Below are 18,532 nucleotides of genomic sequence, written 5' to 3'. Positions count from 1 at the left end.
GGAAAAAAGCGACACCAACTAAGTAGCATATGTGTAGGAAGATGAGAAATGTGTAGGAAAAAATAAAATAGCCTTTCATATCTGAAAGGCTTGTTTTTATTGGTGGCCAGAGGCGGGATCGAACCGCCGACACACGGATTTTCAGTCCGTTGCTCTACCGACTGAGCTATCTGGCCTTTTCATGCTTCGGTAACAGAAGGCGAATTAAACCAGAAAACACGGCGCAAATCAAGCTTTATTATCAAAAAAAATTTAACACATACACATAAAACAAAAATTCCTTAAATAAATCTTAATTTTAGAAAACAAAAACAATTATTTTATTTTTTAAATTTTAAAATACACAATCTAAAATTTAACCAGCTTTATTTATTTAAAAATAAACGATATAACAAAAAAGTTGTCCATAAAACAATTAAGCTATGAGATAATAGTAAGTTAAGGTATTTATTTTATTGTATTTTCATTATGACCACAGCCACACACACACCAAAAAAAATCAATAGTTATAAAAAATTCTGGGCACACCGTTTTGGGACTGCACCATTTTTACCAATGAGCAAAGCTGAAATGGATCAGTTAGGCTGGGATAGTTGCGATATCATTATCGTAACGGGAGATGCTTATATTGATCACCCAAGCTTTGGAATGGCTTTGGTTGGACGGTTATTTGAGTCTCATGGTTTTCGTGTCGGTATTATTGCACAACCCAATTGGCGCTCTGTTGATGACTTTCGTAAATTAGGGAAACCTAATCTATTTTTTGGTGTCACCTCTGGCAATATGGACTCCATGATCAATCGCTACACAGCAGATAAAAAACCGCGTTCTGATGACGCCTACACCCCAAATGCGGAACCTAATAAACGCCCTGATAGAGCATTATCTGTCTATGCTCAACGATGTAAAGAGGCCTACCCTGGTATAGGGGTCATGATTGGTTCTATTGAAGCAAGTTTGCGCCGTATTGCTCATTTTGATTATTGGACAGATAAAGTACGCCCATCTGTTTTAATCAATTCAAAAGCCGATATTTTATTATATGGGAATGCTGAACGCGCTTTATTAGAAATGGCACATAGGGCTGCAGCAGGAGAAAAACTCTCAGAGATGAGAGACATTAGAGGTGCAGCATTTTTAGTGCCTCATGGCTATAAACCTGATGAAAACTGGATTGAAATTGATTCTACAACAGTTGATGTACCTGGCTTTGTTCCTGAACCTGTCAATCCATATGATGTCACCACTGAAACGGCACAAAAACAAAATACAACACAACCTATTCAATTTTTAAATGTTAAAGAGCGCTCTGCTATTCGACAAGAACAACGTAAACATTCTGTTGTTCGCATCCCCAGTTTTGAAGCAGTAGCTTATGATCCTGTGCTTTATGCTCATGCCAGTAGAACACTTCATTTAGAATCTAATCCCGGAAATGCCCGAGCATTAGTCCAGTTGCATGGTGATCGAGACGTCTGGCTTACTCCACCACCTATTCCCCTATCAACAGAAGAAATGGATTATGTTTTTGGCTTGCCCTATGCGCGTAACCCACACCCTTCCTATTCAAATGCACGTATTCCTGCATGGGAGATGATTAAGTTTTCCATTAATATTATGCGTGGTTGTTTTGGTGGTTGCACCTTCTGTTCCATTACAGAACATGAAGGGCGTATTATCCAAAGCAGATCAAAAGAATCCATTATCAAAGAAATAGAAGAAATTCGAGATAAAACAAAGGGCTTTACAGGGCATATTACGGATTTAGGCGGTCCAACAGCAAATATGTACCGTTTACACTGTAAAGACCCCAATATTGAACGCTCATGTCGTAAATTAAGCTGTGTCTATCCAAATATTTGTCCAAATTTAAATACCGATCACAGCCATTTAATCGATTTATATCGCAGTACTCGAGCCGTTAAAGGAGTCAAAAAAATCAGTATTGGTTCAGGCTTACGTTATGACTTAGCTATAAAAAGCCCTGAATATATCAAAGAATTGGTTACCCACCATGTGGGAGGATATTTAAAAATTGCCCCTGAACATACTGAAGAAGGCCCATTAAGTAAAATGATGAAACCAGGTATGGGTACGTATGAGCGCTTTAAGCAATTATTTGAACAAGCCTCTAAAGAAGCGGGGAAAGAGCAATATTTAATTCCATATTTTATTGCTGCTCACCCAGGCACCAGTGATGAAGATATGCTCAATCTTGCTTTATGGCTAAAAAAACATAACTTCAGACTAGACCAAGTACAAAGTTTTGTCCCCACCCCTATGGCTCTGGCCACAACCATGTGGCACACTCGCCGTAACCCATTAAAAAAACTAAGCCGTAGTTCTGAAAAGGTAGATGTTGTACGAGATGCTTATCGACGTAAGCTACATAAAGCTTTTTTGCGTTATCATGCACCAGAAGGATGGCCTTTACTTAGAGAAGCTTTGCGCAATATGGGAAGGGAAGACTTAATTGGTTACAGCAAACACCATTTAATTCCACCCACGCAACCTAGAAACCTACAAGCAACCTCGAAAAATAAACGTGTTAGCACAACGCCTACCCCCCCCCCCCAAACAGCACGTACTGCTTGGCACCCTAAAAAACGTTTTCAGGATCAACCAAATAATAAAAAATAAGCATTCACCACCTTAAATATATTGATTAATGGGCTATAACTCCTTTCAATCAATATATTTCTTTAAAAACACTGTATTTGATTAAATTCTAAAGACAGTGTTTTTTTCTAACATTATTGTATTTTAAAAAACATCAATTAAAACAAAATCAAAACAAAAATTATAGACATTTTTTCTAAAAAATTTTAATTTTATTTGAAAATTTTAAAAAATATATTTTCATTTAGACAATTCATATGCTAAATTAACAAAAAATGATTCAATTAATTTAAATTTAGACAAAAAGGTAAAAAATGAAACAATTGGACATAAATAAAATAGTAAAACTTTTTGGCGGCGTCAATGCTTTAGCACAAGCATGGCAAGACTATTTTAAAGATGATCCTCTGACAACTGCAGCTATATATAAATGGCGGAAAAGAGATTCTCTACCTCTGACTAAACTACAAAAACTGGTTGAATTAGCGCAACATTTAGGTATTTCCTTAAATTTACAACATATTTTACAAACAGATGAACAACAAACGGAGCACACAAACATGTCACAAAATAAGCAATTAATCATTTTTGATACAACATTAAGAGATGGTGAACAATCGCCCGGTGCTGCAATGACAAAAGAAGAAAAAATCAGAATTGCCCGCCAGTTGGAAAAATTGGGAGTTGATGTAATTGAAGCAGGCTTTGCTGCAGCTAGCCCCGGCGACTTTGAAGCCATTGAAGCCATTGCACAAATCGTTAAAACATCGACTGTTTGCTCATTAGCAAGAGCAAATGAAAAAGATGTGCGAGCAGCAGGTGAAGCGGTAAAAGGCGCGGCTAAAGCACGTATTCATACTTTTATTGCCACCAGCCCACTGCATATGGAACATAAATTAAAAATGTCACCTAAGCAGGTTTTGGAAGCTGCAGTAAAAGCGGTCAAAATAGCCAAAGAATATCAAGATGATGTGGAATTTTCAGCAGAAGATGCCTTGCGCTCTGACCCAGAATTTTTAGCTGAAATCTGTTCAGCTGTCATTGAAGCTGGTGCAACAACCATTAACATCCCTGATACTGTTGGTTACTCTATTCCACACAAAACAGAAGCTTTTTTTAGAGAATTGATCAGCCGCACCAAAGGTGCAGAAAAAGTGGTTTGGTCAGCACATTGCCACAATGACTTAGGTATGGCAGTCAGCAACTCTCTAGCCGCTGTCTTAGGTGGAGCACGACAAGTTGAGTGTACCATTAATGGATTAGGTGAACGTGCAGGCAATGCCAGCTTGGAAGAAGTGGTGATGGCAGTTAAAACCAGAAAGGATGTATTTGGTTTAGAAACCAATGTAGACACAACCCAAATTGTGCCAACGTCTAAACTGGTCTCAACAATTACAGGTTACCCCGTTCAACCCAATAAAGCCATTGTTGGTGCCAATGCCTTTGCTCATGAATCAGGGATCCACCAAGATGGTGTTTTGAAATGCCGTGAAACCTATGAAATTATGTCTGCTGAAAGCGTTGGTTGGAGCACAAACCGTTTGACTCTAGGTAAATTATCCGGACGCAATGCATTTAAAACCAAATTAAGCGAATTGGGCATTGATCTACAAACAGAAGAAGCATTAAATGCTGCTTTTGCTCGCTTTAAAGAATTGGCAGATAAAAAACGAGAAATTTTTGATGAAGACTTACAAGCACTTGTTTCTGATGAAATGGGCACCATTAATCAAGATGACTTTAAATATGTGTCTTTAAAAATTCAAACAGAAACAGGTGAAGAACCTAATGCTGAAATTGTTTTCAATAAAAATGGAGAAGAAGTCCGTGCACACAGTAAAGGCTCTGGCCCTGTTGATGCAGTTTTTAAAGCCATTGAAAGTGAAGTCAGTTCAAATGCTCAATTACAACTTTACAGTGTTAATGCCATTACCGAAGGAACCGAAAGCCAAGGTGAAGTAACTGTACGTCTGTCTAAAGATGGCCATATTGTTAATGGACAAGGAGCCGACACTGATGTGATTGTTGCCAGTGCCAAAGCCTATTTATCAGCCTTAGGGAAACTGAACCATATTGGAGAACGCATTAAAGCTCAAGGTGTATAACATAGCATATTTAAAATAGCCACCATTTTTTGGTGGCTATTTTTTTAGCAAACAATTTATATGATTGATTAAATTTTATTGTGTTCAAATAAATATGCATGATCTTGGGTCACAAAGTAATAACTTGGCTGATTATTTTTAATCATCAACACCCCTACTTCGTCTGTTTGTAATTCAACAATATCCCCTTCCTGAACCTTGATCTGATCGGCAACTTCTTCAGGTATTTCCAATATCTGCTCTTCGCCCTCTTTATTTTTTACTGGGATTTTCTTGGTCTTTTGTTTTTCTTGCTCATTGGCTCTTTTTGAATGATCAATCATGCTCTTACCACTCATAATGGGCAAGGTTATGGGAGAGGTCACAATCAATATTGAACCAATGCTTGATAATTCACGAGACCCAAAGTGGATACCGCCTGCCTGAGCTGCATGAGACATTAAAAAAGATAAACTAAGTATCAAAATTAATAATTTATTTTTCATTTTAAACATACCTTTTAATCGATAGCCGCTATAGAAGTATCAATCATACACACGCCCTTACTTAAAGACCCCTGAACACAATTTTTAACAGGCACACTGTATCTAGCCATAAAATTTAAGACAGAGTCAGCACTATTGAGCCAAACCTGACCTTTATTTAATAAATTTTTTGGATGACCAGTTAAGGATACATTGCCAACAAATGCATGAGCCAAGGAACGTTTAGCGCGACCAATTTTAACAACTGAAGGTTGATAATGAGCTTGCTCTAACCATTGCTGGGCCTGCTTTCTATTGGTAATTTCCTGATCTTCAGCGACAGCTTTTGCAAATAGCTCAATAATCCAACCATTACTGTTTTGATTTTCTAAAGTAAAAGGATAAGCAGCCGCATTATATCGGCTATCATAAACTGTTTTTAACACTTCAGGTTGTTCCAACAAAGATGCCAATTGTTTTTGAATTTTAGGCTCTGGCACCAAAGCAGCGGCCTTAAATGATTGAGGATTATTCATAAAAAACATCCCCAAACCTTCTTCATATAAAGAAGAACTGTCTTTTGGACATTCATTTAATTGATGGTAAACCACCCAGCGTCCATTTTTTGGATTCTTTTTGACAAAAGCAGCATGAGAAAATTGGATATTGTATTGTGCCAAGCTTTGTCCATGACGTGCAATCACCAAAACATCTGCACCTGACTGATCCAGCCATTTTTCTAATCCACGAGAAGCTTGCAATCCAGACCGAATTTTATCAGGAGGAACTTCTTTTAATGAACAACTGTCACTGGCCTGAACAAAACTGATGCTTAACAATATACTGACGATCAAAACAAAATGAGATAATTTATGCATATATACACTTTAATGAAGAACGAACGAATATTTTATTATAAGTGTTCAAATAGATGAAATAGAAAACTACATTTAATTTATGTCAAAATCCTTCTTCTCTTATACAAAGGTACAACACAAATTTTACTTATCCTTTAGAATTAAATTTCTGTTCATTACATTAAGGATATGCGACATAAACTCAAAATTATTGTACAATGCCCTCTTTAATGGCTATAGGATATGCAACCATGTATGTTTCTGAATATACAAAGTTTATGGATGAGTTTTTACAAAAAAACCCAGATATTGCACAAGATCGCTTACGCTTACGTGGTACCTTATGGGATGTAGAATTAAAACCTGAAGAACAAATAGGTTTTCAAGAAAGTCGTTTACCCAATAAACCCTACCCCTATCAAGTAGATTAAACTTACCAATAAATCAGCATACAGATGAGTCGGCAAGACTGGACCAATGACCAAAACGTAGCTCAATACCTACAAGGTATTGGTCTTGCTGAACCCGAAATTTTAAAAGAACTCAGACAACAAACAGCCGATCATCGTTTAGCCAAAATGGCTATTTCACCCTCACAAGCTCAGTTTTTAATGTGGTTGGTAAAATTAATCAACGCAAAACACTACTTAGAACTTGGGGTATTTACTGGTTACAGTAGTACGGCTGTCGGCCTAACCTTACCAGAAGATGGTACAGTAACTGCCTGTGATATTAATAAAAGTTTTACGGATATTGCGCAACAATTCTGGCATAAAGCGGGCATTGATCATAAAATTACCTTACACCTACAACCTGCTCTATTCACCTTAGATGAGTTATTGGAAGATGGAAAAATTAATTATTATGATCTGATTTTAATTGATGCAGATAAACCCACAACCCCTCAATACTATGAACGATGCATCAAACTACTTAAAATTGGTGGGCTAATTGTCATTGATAATATTTTACTTGGCGGTAGAATATTGGATAATGAGCTAAAATGCTCAGAAGATGTACCCGCCAGCATTAATATTATGCGTCAATTTAATCAAAATTTACATCAAGATCATAGAATTAGCCCAATTGCCCTTCCTATGGGAGATGGCACAATCATTTTACGTAAGGAGTGTGATTGATGTATCGAATATTTTATTTGAGCTTAATCCTTTTATTAAGTGCTTGTGCTCATATACCGACACAAACAGATACGCCCCCCACAATAAAAACAGTTGAACAACAACTACAAGAAATTCGTTTAGCTCAGGAATCTTTTGCCACTAAAGATGCGGTAAACAGCTTGCACGATAAAGTTGCCCAGCTCACAGCAGAAAATAAATTATTACAAGAACAAATTAATGAACTAAAGAGCAGCAAGCTCATAAAAAAAACCACAGCACCATCCTCAACTGCCAATATTCCAGACACAACAAATACACAAACCAATCAAAGTATTTATCAAACGGCACTGAAACTTTATCAAAATAAGCAATACTTATCCGCAATTGACTTACTGAAACCTTTTGCATTTGGCTCAGATCACAGCGAAGAGGCACAAAAAGCCATGTATCTATTAAGCTTAGCTCATCAAAAATTAAGGCATTGTGATGCAGCCATAGACATCAGTAAACGGTTTACCGAATTATTTGCACAAAATAGTAAAGCACCTGAAGCCTTATATAATATGGCAACATGTCAAACTTATTTGCAACAAAAAGACATTGCGAAAGAAACTTTTAAAACATTGATCAAGCAGTACCCAAACTCAAACGCAGCCAAGCGTGCTGAACACAAACTTAAATAAAGGTTTTTTATGATACAAATTGGTATTGTTATGGGCAGTAATAGTGATTGGCCGATTATGGAGCAAGCTGCACAAATCCTGTCGCGATTTGATATTCCTTTTGAAACAAAAGTCGTTTCGGCACATCGTACACCTGACTTATTGTTTGAGTATGCACAAACCGCCAAACAACGTGGTTTACAAGCCATTATTGCAGGTGCAGGTGGGGCAGCTCATTTACCAGGTATGTTGGCTGCTAAAACCCCTGTCCCCGTTTTAGGGGTGCCTGTACCCTCCAAATATTTAACAGGAAAAGACTCTCTGTACTCTATTGTCCAAATGCCAAAGGGTATTCCCGTGGCTACATTTGCCATTGGTGAAGCAGGAGCGGCCAATGCGGCTCTTTTTGCCATTGCTATGTTGGCAAATAATGATAGCCAACTGATGGATAAACTCATTCAATTTAGAAATGAACAAGAACAAACTGTACTGAATATGCAATTACCTGAGGTGACACGATGAAAACAAAAATTTTACCACCTGCCACTTTAGGTATTTTAGGTGGTGGCCAACTGGGTAGAATGTTTACGATTGCAGCCAAAACCATGGGCTATAAAGTCATGGTTTTGGATCCAGACCCTCAAGCACCTGCTGCAGAATTTGCAGATGTTCATTTATGTGCACCTTATGATGATGAAAAAGCGCTAGAAGAACTATCTAGCTGTGCAGCAGTGACAACCGAATTTGAAAATGTTAATGCTCAAGCTATGAATGCATTGGCTTTAAAAACGCATGTTTCCCCTTCTGGCGACTCTGTAGCTATTGCTCAGAATCGTATTTTAGAAAAAGCATGGATCAAACAAGCGGGATTAAATACGGCACCTTATTTGGTTATTGAAAATGATCAAGACTTAAGTCAAGATTTTAGCCATCTATTTCCTGCCATTTTAAAAACAGCAAAATTTGGCTACGATGGTAAAGGACAAAAGACAATCTATAACCAAGAACAATTACAACAAGCATTCAAAGAAATGGGTAGTGTTCCGTGTGTTTTAGAAAAACGTCTGTCCTTACATTGTGAAATTTCTGCCATTGTGACACGCACCAGTGATATTCAAATAGAATGCTTCCCAGTGGCTGAAAATCAACACAAAAATGGTATTTTAGATATTTGTATTGTCCCTGCAAGAATTGAACAACATCTCCAACAACAAGCACAACAAATGGCCAAACAATTAGCCAATGAGCTTAACTATATTGGTGTGCTTGCGGTAGAGTTTTTTGTGCTAGAAGATATGAGCCTAATCATCAATGAAATTGCCCCAAGACCTCATAATTCTGGCCACTACACTTTGAACGCTTGTCTTGCTGACCAATTCCAACAACAAGTACGGGCAATGTGCCATTTAGCACCCGCAAAAACCACTTTGCTTAGCCCCTGTGTCATGGTTAATATTTTAGGTGATTCATGGCATGACGATGGTAGCGAGCCACAATGGTTTATTTTACAAGAAGCAGCAAATGCCCATTTACATTTATATGGTAAGAAAGAAGCGCGAAAAGGCCGTAAAATGGGACACTTTACTGTGCTTTCTGATACCAATGAACAAGCACTTGAACAAGCACAAGCATTACAAATGACCTTATAAAAGGAAATATAATGTCTTCTATTAGCCTGAAAAAAATTTACTCTGGAAAAGTACGCGACCTGTATGAAATTGATGAGCAACGCATGCTTATGGTTGCCAGTGACCGTCTTTCTGCTTTTGACGTTATTTTAGATGATCCGATTCCGAGAAAAGGAGAGATTTTAACTCAAATCTCTAATTTCTGGTTTCAAAAATTAGCCCATATTATGCCCAATCATTTTACTGGCGATACGGTATTCGATGTTTTACCACAAGCACAAGCAGAGCAATTGAAAAGCCGTGCTGTTGTAGTCAAGCGCTTGGCACCAGTAAAAGTGGAAGCTATTGTCCGTGGTTATTTAGCAGGCAGTGGTTACAAAGAATACCAACAACTAGGCAGTATTTGTGGTATTGCTTTACCTGCCAATTTAGCATTAGCCAGCAAGCTACCAGAACCTATTTTCACACCATCAACCAAAGCGGAAGTGGGTGATCACGATGTTAATATATCTTTAGAAGAATGTGCGCAAGTAATCGGGCACGAATTAACACAAAAAGTGCAGCAAAAAGCCTTGGCGCTTTATTCGGAAGCTGCTGCGTTTGCACAAACCAAAGGGATTATTATTTGTGACACAAAATTTGAATTTGGCTTAGATCAAAATGGTACATTAACATTAATGGATGAAGTACTGACCCCTGATTCAAGTCGATTCTGGCCTAAAGATCAATACCAAGAAGGCACCAATCCACCTTCATTTGATAAACAATTTATTCGAGATTATTTAGAAAGCTCTGGTTGGAATAAACAAGCACCTGCGCCCAAAATACCAGAAGAAATTATTGAAAAAACGGTAGCAAAATATCAAGAAGCTTTAGCACTTCTAACAACATAAACCTATATAAATATAAGTTGAAACTAATAAATGAGTTTCAACTTATATTTAAGTTCTATAGGCTTTTTTATCGCTCAATATTAATTACTTCGAAGTATATCTGGCTTTCACCAAGCAAAATTTTTCACATACAAGTTAATAAAAATCTATTGTATCAAGTATTTAATTAATGGATAAGCAAATACAGTCACAACACCGCTAATCATCATTACTAAACTGGCAATAACCCCTATTTCATTGCCAAGTTCCATTGCTCTTGCTGTGCCACAACCATGTGCAGACGCACCATAAAGCGCACCTTTAGCCAAACGACTACGCACAGGCAATAACACTAACATGACTTGCCCTAAAAACATCCCCAGTACCCCCGTTAACACCACAAATATAGCGGCTAAATCGGCACTACCACCCAATTTAGGTGCCACTAAAATGGCAAAGGGAGTACTGACTGAACGTGGAGCTAAACTTGCTTGTATTTCGGTTGGCAACCCAAATAAGCGAGCCAAAAAGACGGAACTAAGCACCGCTACAATAGCACCAACAATAACCCCAATGGATAAAGTCATCCAATAACGATAGATTATTTTTCGTTGTTCATATATAGGAACAGCAAAAGCAACAGTTGCAGGGCCTAACATCCAGACTAACCAACGAGTATCTGCATAATAGCGATTAAAAGCTTCTTGTGTCAGCAAAAGGCAAGTAATTAATAGTGTGGGTACCGAAACCATTGGCATTAACCACCACTTACGTTGTTTTTTGTATAAACTTTTCATCAATACATATAACACAATAGTCAGGAGAAACCAACCTAATGAAATTAATTCGCTTAACGCACCCATATTTTTTTCCAGTACTTATGACGAGCCTTAATTTCAAAGCGATAACATAAATCAACAACAACAGCAGTAACTGCCATAACCAACAAAGTAGACAGTAAAATAACAGCCCCAATGGCCACCCCTTGCTGAAAAAATAGCTGTTTATACTTAACCACTGAAATAACGGCGGGAATAAAAAATAACAGTAACTCTGAAAGTAACCAATATGCGCCTAAACTAAACCAGCGAATAGGTAATCGACAAAATAAAAACCCGAATAATAATAAAATCATGCCCAAAATACCGGCAGGAATCATGGGTAAAAACTGATTGGATAACCAATTAGCCACCAGCCAAACCAATGTAATCACTATTACCTGATAAGCAATGACCAATACGTTTTTATTAAATGTCGAGAAATTGGATTTTGGAGTTTGATTGATTTGTTTCATAGCCTAATTATGTCTATTTTTAAAGTATGTTATTTACTTTAAGTATAATCAGTTTCCCTCAATAGAAAAAATGAATTAAAATTATACTTACTATTCCAAATTTGAATACTTAGATTATAAAAATGGAAATCAAAGCACTACGCTACTTCATTGAAGTCGTTAAACAAAACAGCTTTACTCGCTCTGCAGAACAATTATTTGTGACACAATCAACGGTCAGTAAGATGATAAAACATCTTGAAGAAGAATTGGGTGTCACACTTTTGGTCAGAAAAGGTAAGGTATTCACCCTAACAGATGCGGGTAAAGTTGTTTTTGAGCATGGTCAAACAGTTTTAGCGGCACAACAACAACTAAAAATCGCTTTATCTGACTTAGACAAACTGGCTTATGGTGAATTATCCATCGGCTTACCACCTATGGTCGGTTCTACTTATTTTGCCCCTATTTTACAGCAATACCGTCAAAAATGGCCCAATATCAAGCTGACTATTATAGAGGCTGGCGCAAGAACTTTGGAAGAGCTGGCGCGAGCTGGGAAAATAGAGGTGGGTGTCACCGTATTGCCTACCGAAACATCTACTTTTAAGTATTTAAAATTTGCTTGTTCTGAACTTTGTTTATTGGCAACAGCCGATAGTTACTGGCGAAATAAAAAGGAAGTCACTATTGAAGAATTACAAAATGAGCCTTTTATTCTATACCATGATGATTTTGCTCTAGCTAAGCGTATTATCCTTGCAGCAAAAACAGCTGGTTTTGAACCTAATATTGCAGGAAAATCCAGTCAATGGGATTTTATTGTTGCCATGGTACAAGCTAAACTGGGTATTGCATTACTGCCCAAAATTTTATGTAAAAAACTGGATCAAACACAATTTCACTGGTGCCCAATGAACTCACCTGTGATTAATTGGGAGTTGGCATTATTCTGGCAAAATACGGGTTACTTATCTCGATCCGCTTTATCTTTTATTGAGTTGACTCAAAGTTTGTTACTGCCACATCAAGACTAAAAAAGAAAACATTTATTTGGCTAGTAAGACAACAGCTTGTGCTTCTATCCCTTCTTGGCGACCTAAGTAACCTAATTTTTCATTGGTTTTGGCTTTGATATTTACACAGTCGACTTCAATCGCCAAATCATCTGCAATAATTTGTCTCATAGCCAAAATATGCGGCCTTAATTTTGGTGCTTGAGCAATCACCGTTGAATCAATATTGATGATACCCCAGCCCATTTTTTGCACTTTCTGGTAAGCAGCTTTTAACAAAACTCGGCTGTTGGCACCATGAAACTCTTCTGCTGTATCAGGAAAATGCTGACCAATATCACCCAATCCCATTGCACCCAATAAAGCATCTGTTATTGCATGCAACAAAACATCTGCGTCAGAATGTCCCAATAAACCTTTATGAAAATCTATTTGTACACCACCTATAATTAAAGGCCTATTTTCAACCAATTGATGTACATCGTAACCTTGTCCAACTCTGATATTCATTCTTTATCCTTTTTTACGGGCAGTTAAAATAGCCTCAACCAAAGGTAGATCATGAGAGAAAGTTAATTTAAAATTACTAAGCATCCCCTCTACCAGCAAGGCGGATAATCCCATTTGCTCAATTGCAGAGGCCTCATCAGTTACCGTATTCAAATCAGCTTCAGTTAAAGCTTCTAGTAATAGCTCAGCCCGAAACATTTGTGGTGTTTGTGCCTGCCACAAACCATTACGGGAAATGGTTTGCTGCACATGTTGTTCTTGATCTGCTTGTTTTAATGTATCTGCAACAGGTAAAGCCAACAAACCACCGACAGAATGCTCCTTTATGGTATCAATAAATTGATTGAGTAAAGGTAGATTTAAACAACACCTTGCTGCATCATGTACAAGAACCCAATCATCAGGTTGCATTAACCCTTGATTGAGTAAAACTGTTATACCATTAATAACAGTTTGTGCTCTACTTTCTCCACCCGCTCTAATTTTTAACATTTTAAAAAAAGGCCATTGGAATTGATCAAAGTATTCATCTTCTGGTGCCAACACAACAGCCAACTGATCAATTTTAGCACTCTGGTTCAACACATTTAATGTATGAAACAAAACAGGCTGCCCTAATACAGACACATACTGTTTGGGAGCTTGTGCGCCAAAGCGACTGCCTACACCCGCAGCAGGCACCAAAGCGATTATTTTAGGCATGTCCTGTCGCCTCTTCTTGTTGTCGATAAAGACAAGGCTCTCCTGCGGCTTTATCAAGTTTTTCCAAATAAGCTTGATGTGCTTGTAACTCTTCTTCAGTTGCTTTAAGTATGACCAAATGTTCTGGTCTGGCTATTTTGACTAAAGATCCATCTTGATGATTGTCTGTAGAAACACTCTCCATATCTAAAGAATGCTGACCTCTGGTCATAGCTAAATAGACTTCTGATAACAATTCACAGTCAATTAAAGCACCATGCAATGTACGGTTGGACCGATCAATTTCAAAACGATCACAAAGAACATCCAAACTGGCTTTTTTACCTGGATACATTTCTCTTGCCATTTTCAAGGTATCCGTCACACCTGAACACAATTGATTCATATCAGGCCCGCCAACCAATGAAAACTCATGATCTAAAAACCCTACATCAAATGGTGCATTGTGGATAATCAGTTCTGCATCGCGCAAAAAGTCCGCTAATTGTGTTGCTACTTGCTTAAAAACAGGTTTTCCCTCTAAGCTTTGCAAAGAAATACCATGTACCCGCTCAGCCTCAGGATCAATATCGCGCTCTGGGTGAATATATAAGTGTAAAAAATTGCCTGTCAGTTTTCGGTCTATCATTTCTAAACCAGCAAATTCAATAATACGATGCCCTTCTTTTGGACTTAAACCTGTTGTTTCTGTATCTAAAATAATCTGTCTCATAAAAACTTTTACCTATATTAATTTACGCCTGTAATGATGCTACGCCCATATTGGCTAACTGATCTGCCCGCTCATTACCAGCATGTCCAGCATGTCCTTTTACCCAATGCCAACTGATTTGATGGGCTTGACAGGCTTCATCTAATGCCAGCCATAAATCAGCATTTTTTACGGGCTGTTTATTGGCTGTTTTCCAACCTCGTTTTTTCCAATCATGTATCCATGTAGTAATACCTTGCTGGACATATTTTGAATCTGTATAAACTTCTACCGTACAAGGACGCTTTAAAGTAGTTAGGCCTTGTAATACGGCCATCAATTCCATACGGTTATTGGTTGTTTCTGGTTCACCACCGTAAAGTGGTTTTTCATGCCCTTTATATACGAGTAAAGCACCCCAACCACCTATTCCAGGATTTCCTTTACAGGCACCATCGGTATAAAGTGTGACCACATCTTCTGTATTTGACATATTTTTAATTTAATTGTGAAGAGTCTTTTTTATCAACCAGCGTTTTATTTTCTGGCTGGCTATTGCCCAATATAGGGCTTAGTTTCAGTTTTTCACTTTTCCATTCTGGCACAAGTGGCGTCACATTATACACTCGTTTAACAGCCACTATGGCATAAACTGCTGCCAAATGTGGCCACCAACGATTTCCTGCGTCTTCTAAAAACTGACACTTTTGTAAACGTTGGGTATGATTAAATGGTGGTGCATAGGCCATAAACTGCCCAGAAATAATTTCAAAATCCAGTAGCTTCAACCAATCTTTTAATCGCCAAATACCCACCATTTGTTTACGGTATGGCAAATTAGGATGTAATTGTTTTTTATAGCCCCACAAAGAAGCAGGGTTAAAACCTGTAATGATGACTTTACCATCAGGCACCAACACTCTTCTGACTTCATTTAACGTTTTATGCGGATGATTGCTCAACTCTAACGTATGAGGTAAAAGCACCAAATCAACACTACGCCAATCCAGTGGTAACGCATCTGCATGTGCCTGTAAATTCCCCCCCGAAGAGCCCATTTTTATTTGTGTACCTATGCGACTATTTTGTAAAAATGGGATACTTGGCAGTCCCGCCTGTAAGGCATAAAGACCAAATATATCACTACAAACCTGATCATAAAAAGCTTGTTCTTTTGCTAAAAGATATTGCCCTAAGGGCTCTTTTTGCAGCCATACACTAAAGGCATCTTCTTGCATAAAAAATAACTCTCATCTAATGTCTGCTAAAGAAATCCATTAACAAAACATAACACATTGATTTATCAAAACTCTTATAAAAAATTTGTATTCGAAGCTATCCTCAATCTATTAAAACCGATCCAAAATAAGCACCAGTAATTAATATAGAAAGAAAGTGCCAATTACCGATAAGCAATTATCAACAAAACCATAGAAAATAGTTGGTTTAGTGAAACCGCAGCAATATGGGGAAATGATTGTTTATTAGTAACAATCACACCATCCAGTGAACGACTCTTACGCTTTAGATTTTATCATAAAAATAAAAGAGATACTGTATATAGCTCATATGGAAAATAAAAAGTAAATTGGGAATTAATATGATATTGCTGGATTTGGCCGAAATTCGTAAAACACCTTAAGCAAAGTAAAAAGCCGGTGCCATCACACAGGCTTTGATTTAGTTACAACAGATGAACACTCCCAATTAGTGATCTTTATTTTTTAGTTTTTTTTCTAGTATTTTTAAAATCGCAGTTTTATCTTCACCTGTTTCTCTTGCCAATAATTTTATACTTTTATCTTCAATTGATAGAATATCCACCTCAAGATACGCCCCAGAACCAGCTGTCAACTTTGTAATAACAATCTCTTCTTTTCCATCACCATTCATATCAGCAAATTCAACTCTAGGCTCTCCATTATCCATAAAAATTGAGCCATCTCGCGGAAATATAGCGCCTACTACAAAATCAATCAAATCACTATTAGTATAAATTGCTAATGAGTAGCTACCAACGGATGCACCTTCTAGATCACCACTGGCAACAACAGCGACTCTCGAGTCCGGTAATGTGATTATTTTGCCATTATATGCAAACACGCTTTTCGTAGTTAATGCCAAAAATCCAACAAATACATACAATAAAGTTTTCATACTTCAGCTTTCATTTTAAGTTTACATTAAGATCATAATTGACCAATTAAATTTAAGCCAGTACAAATTACATATACCATTATTCAAGCAGTTTAAATTGAGTACTTATACTGTTTTTTCTTTTCTATTTACAATAGGCTGAAAACTACTCAAATTTGGTTAAACTTAAAAAACCAATCATCATGCCCCCTAGCATTTAAAATTTTAAAATGAGTGAAATATTATCAAATATGGACGACGTATTAACATAACAGTATTCTAGTTCTCCACAATCAGTAAAAAAAGGCAGAGCCATTATGCTCTGCCTTTTTTATACGAAATAATGATCTTATAAACCAATCTTCAACTAATTTCTTCTTGCTCGTTGGCTTTTTGAGTTACCTCGTGTATTAGATACCTACTATTACTGTTTTAACGCATTTGAAATGCCTCTTGATGAAACTGTTTTAATGGCACTTCTTTTTCTTCCAATCCTTTTTTCAATGAAGCCGAAAAATTCATTGGCCCACAAAACCAGATATTTGGATAAACACCTTGCGTATCTTTGTGTAAATTTAATGCATCCGCATTTAAATAACCACTCTGATCACTATAGTGAATATGTAAGCTTACCTGTGCAACTTCAGAAGCCAATTGTGTCAGATATTGAGCAAAGCTGCCTTCTTGTTCATTACGAACACAATAGTATAGCTCAACAAACTCATCCTCTTTTAATGGTTGTGTTTTTAATGATTCAAGCCAAGCAATAAATGGGGTCACGCCTATTCCGCCAGCTATCCATATTTGTCGTTTATTCTTACTTAAAGCCTCACGAAAATCAAAACAACCATAAGGCCCTTCAATCGTCACTAAATCTCCTGCTTTGAGATGAGTTTGTAAATAATTGGTGTAGTCTCCCAATGCTTTAATACTGAAACGCACAGTATTATTTTTACTGTCTGCTGAAGAAATGGTAAAAGGGTGTGCACCTTCTAATTTACTGCTTTGTAAAAACGCATACTGTCCTGCTTTATGTTGCCAATTACCCTGTAACTGACAAGTAACATTAATTACACCTGAATTTAATTGATCCACCTCTTGCACAGTGGCTTTGTAAGTTCTACTTTTACCAATCAAACCAAATAAAGCAACCACTGCGCACCAAACACCAATGAAACTACAAACAGCAACCAGCCAACCTATTGGTTGTGTCCAATACTCTACTGGAGACAAGACAACTGCATGAAATGCTAAAATAACAAACACCACAGGCATCAATTTATGCGTATAACGCCAAATGGTGTAAGAAAATTTATGCCACAAGGTAATCACCAAAGCCACAAGTAAGAACCACATAACCCACTCACCCAGATCTTTGGAAATGCCCCTAAAAGGTGACAAGAAATTTTCTACTTTAGGGCCTTTGGCACCTCTAACAAAAAACTCTGCTAATAAAGGGCCTGCTAACTCCATTAAATAATGCAAGGCTCCTGTAATAATGGCCCAAATACCTGCCCATTTATGGATTAAATACATTTTATCCAACCCAGCCATATGTTTTTCAAGCCATTTTGGTCGAATGGATAAAACCATAATAAAAGCCATCAGTGTAAAAGCAATCAACCCTGTCAGTAATATTAATTGCTTACGCAAAAACCACACATCCCATGTCGTATTGGTCAATAAAGCAATTGAGATAACCCATAGTGTAGTCACAACCCCGATAATAGAATAAACAACTTTCATTTTTTTCTCCAAAACTCATTTTTTTAATTTGTGGTCATAAGAATAACGCATAATCATTAAAATTTGATTAAGTTTGATGCTTATTTACTCTAAATTGCAAAAATTAACACATTGAAAATAAAAATGATTC

The 18,532-nt window shown here is 37.2% G+C and carries 20 protein-coding genes and 1 tRNA gene; 9 read left to right on the top strand and 12 right to left on the bottom strand.

The window, feature by feature from the left end; genetic code table 11:
• Positions 1–100 precede the first annotated feature (100 nt).
• A tRNA-Phe gene (locus AADH04_RS12735) sits at positions 101–176 on the bottom strand.
• A gap of 292 nt (positions 177–468) precedes the next feature.
• Here AADH04_RS12735 and AADH04_RS12730 point away from each other — a divergent pair.
• Positions 469–2,640, top strand: coding sequence for a YgiQ family radical SAM protein (locus tag AADH04_RS12730; RefSeq protein ID WP_434777648.1), 2,172 nt, complete (start codon positions 469–471; stop codon positions 2,638–2,640).
• Positions 2,641–2,933: 293 nt separating this feature from the next.
• Positions 2,934–4,724, top strand: a complete 1,791-nt coding sequence (locus AADH04_RS12725) for a 2-isopropylmalate synthase (RefSeq protein WP_434777647.1) — start codon at positions 2,934–2,936, stop codon at positions 4,722–4,724.
• Positions 4,725–4,792: 68 nt separating this feature from the next.
• Here the strand turns inward: AADH04_RS12725 and AADH04_RS12720 are convergent, their stop codons facing one another.
• Positions 4,793–5,209: an STM0539 family protein gene (locus AADH04_RS12720; RefSeq protein ID WP_434777646.1), complete on the bottom strand. Its 417-nt coding sequence runs from the start codon at positions 5,207–5,209 to the stop codon at positions 4,793–4,795.
• Between the two features lie 14 nt (positions 5,210–5,223).
• Positions 5,224–6,066, bottom strand: a complete 843-nt coding sequence (locus tag AADH04_RS12715; protein ID WP_434777645.1) for a DUF2145 domain-containing protein — start codon at positions 6,064–6,066, stop codon at positions 5,224–5,226.
• Positions 6,067–6,296: 230 nt separating this feature from the next.
• On the opposite strand from AADH04_RS12715, the gene AADH04_RS12710 reads away from it, so the two are divergent.
• From AADH04_RS12710 to AADH04_RS12685, 6 genes are read left to right on the top strand one after another with little or no spacing between them, the layout of a single operon-like run.
• Positions 6,297–6,476 (top strand): DUF3460 family protein, encoded by a 180-nt coding sequence (locus tag AADH04_RS12710; RefSeq protein WP_434777644.1) that lies wholly within the window; start codon positions 6,297–6,299, stop codon positions 6,474–6,476.
• Between the two features lie 24 nt (positions 6,477–6,500).
• A complete protein-coding gene (locus AADH04_RS12705; RefSeq protein ID WP_434777643.1) occupies positions 6,501–7,184 on the top strand; it encodes a class I SAM-dependent methyltransferase in 684 nt (227 codons plus the stop codon).
• Positions 7,184–7,849: a tetratricopeptide repeat protein gene (locus tag AADH04_RS12700; protein WP_434777642.1), complete on the top strand. Its 666-nt coding sequence runs from the start codon at positions 7,184–7,186 to the stop codon at positions 7,847–7,849. The genes AADH04_RS12705 and AADH04_RS12700 overlap by 1 nt, the downstream gene beginning before the upstream one ends.
• Positions 7,850–7,858: 9 nt before the next feature.
• Positions 7,859–8,350 (top strand): 5-(carboxyamino)imidazole ribonucleotide mutase, encoded by a 492-nt coding sequence (purE, locus tag AADH04_RS12695; RefSeq protein ID WP_434777641.1) that lies wholly within the window; start codon positions 7,859–7,861, stop codon positions 8,348–8,350.
• On the top strand, positions 8,347–9,477 hold the full coding sequence (locus tag AADH04_RS12690; RefSeq protein ID WP_434777640.1) for a 5-(carboxyamino)imidazole ribonucleotide synthase: 1,131 nt from the start codon (positions 8,347–8,349) through the stop codon (positions 9,475–9,477). Before purE ends, AADH04_RS12690 begins: the two co-directional genes overlap by 4 nt.
• Before the next feature lie 11 nt (positions 9,478–9,488).
• Entirely contained in the window at positions 9,489–10,349 is an 861-nt protein-coding gene (locus AADH04_RS12685) for a phosphoribosylaminoimidazolesuccinocarboxamide synthase (protein ID WP_434777639.1), read from the top strand.
• Between the two features lie 146 nt (positions 10,350–10,495).
• Here the strand turns inward: AADH04_RS12685 and AADH04_RS12680 are convergent, their stop codons facing one another.
• Both AADH04_RS12680 and AADH04_RS12675 read right to left on the bottom strand, forming a co-directional pair.
• On the bottom strand, positions 10,496–11,191 hold the full coding sequence (locus AADH04_RS12680; protein WP_434777638.1) for an LrgB family protein: 696 nt from the start codon (positions 11,189–11,191) through the stop codon (positions 10,496–10,498).
• Positions 11,179–11,622: a CidA/LrgA family protein gene (locus tag AADH04_RS12675; RefSeq protein WP_434777637.1), complete on the bottom strand. Its 444-nt coding sequence runs from the start codon at positions 11,620–11,622 to the stop codon at positions 11,179–11,181. Before AADH04_RS12675 ends, AADH04_RS12680 begins: the two co-directional genes overlap by 13 nt.
• Positions 11,623–11,744: 122 nt before the next feature.
• Between AADH04_RS12675 and AADH04_RS12670 the strand changes: the two genes are divergently transcribed.
• Positions 11,745–12,638 carry a LysR family transcriptional regulator gene (locus AADH04_RS12670; protein ID WP_434777636.1) on the top strand — a complete coding sequence of 298 codons (894 nt, stop codon included), beginning with the start codon at positions 11,745–11,747 and terminating at the stop codon, positions 12,636–12,638.
• Positions 12,639–12,650: 12 nt separating this feature from the next.
• On the opposite strand, the gene ispF is transcribed toward AADH04_RS12670, so the two are convergent.
• The 7 genes from ispF to AADH04_RS12635 form a co-directional block, all read right to left on the bottom strand.
• Positions 12,651–13,127: a 2-C-methyl-D-erythritol 2,4-cyclodiphosphate synthase gene (gene ispF / locus AADH04_RS12665; RefSeq protein WP_434777635.1), complete on the bottom strand. Its 477-nt coding sequence runs from the start codon at positions 13,125–13,127 to the stop codon at positions 12,651–12,653.
• A gap of 3 nt (positions 13,128–13,130) precedes the next feature.
• The gene (ispD, locus tag AADH04_RS12660; RefSeq protein WP_434777634.1) at positions 13,131–13,829 is read right to left on the bottom strand and encodes a 2-C-methyl-D-erythritol 4-phosphate cytidylyltransferase; all 699 of its coding nucleotides are present in this window, start codon (positions 13,827–13,829) and stop codon (positions 13,131–13,133) included.
• A complete protein-coding gene (dnaQ, locus tag AADH04_RS12655) occupies positions 13,822–14,541 on the bottom strand; it encodes a DNA polymerase III subunit epsilon (RefSeq protein WP_434777633.1) in 720 nt (239 codons plus the stop codon). The genes ispD and dnaQ overlap by 8 nt, the downstream gene beginning before the upstream one ends.
• Before the next feature lie 22 nt (positions 14,542–14,563).
• Positions 14,564–15,013 (bottom strand): ribonuclease HI, encoded by a 450-nt coding sequence (gene rnhA, locus AADH04_RS12650; RefSeq protein WP_434777632.1) that lies wholly within the window; start codon positions 15,011–15,013, stop codon positions 14,564–14,566.
• A 4-nt stretch (positions 15,014–15,017) separates the two neighbouring features.
• The gene (locus tag AADH04_RS12645) at positions 15,018–15,758 is read right to left on the bottom strand and encodes a class I SAM-dependent methyltransferase (protein WP_434777631.1); all 741 of its coding nucleotides are present in this window, start codon (positions 15,756–15,758) and stop codon (positions 15,018–15,020) included.
• Positions 15,759–16,227: 469 nt separating this feature from the next.
• A complete protein-coding gene (locus tag AADH04_RS12640) occupies positions 16,228–16,677 on the bottom strand; it encodes a PliI family lysozyme inhibitor of I-type lysozyme (protein ID WP_434777630.1) in 450 nt (149 codons plus the stop codon).
• A 411-nt stretch (positions 16,678–17,088) separates the two neighbouring features.
• Positions 17,089–18,402, bottom strand: coding sequence for a ferredoxin reductase family protein (locus AADH04_RS12635; RefSeq protein ID WP_434777629.1), 1,314 nt, complete (start codon positions 18,400–18,402; stop codon positions 17,089–17,091).
• Between the last annotated feature and the right edge of the window lie 130 nt (positions 18,403–18,532).

Source organism: Neisseria sp. Ec49-e6-T10 (assembly GCF_051132615.1).
In the GTDB taxonomy this organism is placed as follows: Bacteria; Pseudomonadota; Gammaproteobacteria; order Burkholderiales; family Neisseriaceae.
Note: the sequence above shows the minus strand (reverse complement) of the source record. Positions and strands in the feature narration are given on the sequence as shown.

What these genes read in the sequence shown, in the direction of transcription:
- AADH04_RS12715 (WP_434777645.1), bottom strand. Translation starts at nt 6,066, where the DNA reads ATGCATAAATTATCTCATTTTGTTTTGATCGTCAGTATATTGTTAAGC.
- ispD (WP_434777634.1), bottom strand. Translation starts at nt 13,829, where the DNA reads ATGCCTAAAATAATCGCTTTGGTGCCTGCTGCGGGTGTAGGCAGTCGC.
- AADH04_RS12635 (WP_434777629.1), bottom strand. Translation starts at nt 18,402, where the DNA reads ATGAAAGTTGTTTATTCTATTATCGGGGTTGTGACTACACTATGGGTT.
- AADH04_RS12720 (WP_434777646.1), bottom strand. Translation starts at nt 5,209, where the DNA reads ATGAAAAATAAATTATTAATTTTGATACTTAGTTTATCTTTTTTAATG.
- AADH04_RS12640 (WP_434777630.1), bottom strand. Translation starts at nt 16,677, where the DNA reads ATGAAAACTTTATTGTATGTATTTGTTGGATTTTTGGCATTAACTACG.
- AADH04_RS12700 (WP_434777642.1), top strand. Translation starts at nt 7,184, where the DNA reads ATGTATCGAATATTTTATTTGAGCTTAATCCTTTTATTAAGTGCTTGT.
- AADH04_RS12670 (WP_434777636.1), top strand. Translation starts at nt 11,745, where the DNA reads ATGGAAATCAAAGCACTACGCTACTTCATTGAAGTCGTTAAACAAAAC.
- AADH04_RS12705 (WP_434777643.1), top strand. Translation starts at nt 6,501, where the DNA reads ATGAGTCGGCAAGACTGGACCAATGACCAAAACGTAGCTCAATACCTA.
- AADH04_RS12645 (WP_434777631.1), bottom strand. Translation starts at nt 15,758, where the DNA reads ATGCAAGAAGATGCCTTTAGTGTATGGCTGCAAAAAGAGCCCTTAGGG.
- AADH04_RS12675 (WP_434777637.1), bottom strand. Translation starts at nt 11,622, where the DNA reads ATGAAACAAATCAATCAAACTCCAAAATCCAATTTCTCGACATTTAAT.
- rnhA (WP_434777632.1), bottom strand. Translation starts at nt 15,013, where the DNA reads ATGTCAAATACAGAAGATGTGGTCACACTTTATACCGATGGTGCCTGT.
- AADH04_RS12725 (WP_434777647.1), top strand. Translation starts at nt 2,934, where the DNA reads ATGAAACAATTGGACATAAATAAAATAGTAAAACTTTTTGGCGGCGTC.
- AADH04_RS12685 (WP_434777639.1), top strand. Translation starts at nt 9,489, where the DNA reads ATGTCTTCTATTAGCCTGAAAAAAATTTACTCTGGAAAAGTACGCGAC.
- dnaQ (WP_434777633.1), bottom strand. Translation starts at nt 14,541, where the DNA reads ATGAGACAGATTATTTTAGATACAGAAACAACAGGTTTAAGTCCAAAA.
- AADH04_RS12710 (WP_434777644.1), top strand. Translation starts at nt 6,297, where the DNA reads ATGTATGTTTCTGAATATACAAAGTTTATGGATGAGTTTTTACAAAAA.
- AADH04_RS12680 (WP_434777638.1), bottom strand. Translation starts at nt 11,191, where the DNA reads ATGGGTGCGTTAAGCGAATTAATTTCATTAGGTTGGTTTCTCCTGACT.
- AADH04_RS12690 (WP_434777640.1), top strand. Translation starts at nt 8,347, where the DNA reads ATGAAAACAAAAATTTTACCACCTGCCACTTTAGGTATTTTAGGTGGT.
- purE (WP_434777641.1), top strand. Translation starts at nt 7,859, where the DNA reads ATGATACAAATTGGTATTGTTATGGGCAGTAATAGTGATTGGCCGATT.
- AADH04_RS12730 (WP_434777648.1), top strand. Translation starts at nt 469, where the DNA reads ATGACCACAGCCACACACACACCAAAAAAAATCAATAGTTATAAAAAA.
- ispF (WP_434777635.1), bottom strand. Translation starts at nt 13,127, where the DNA reads ATGAATATCAGAGTTGGACAAGGTTACGATGTACATCAATTGGTTGAA.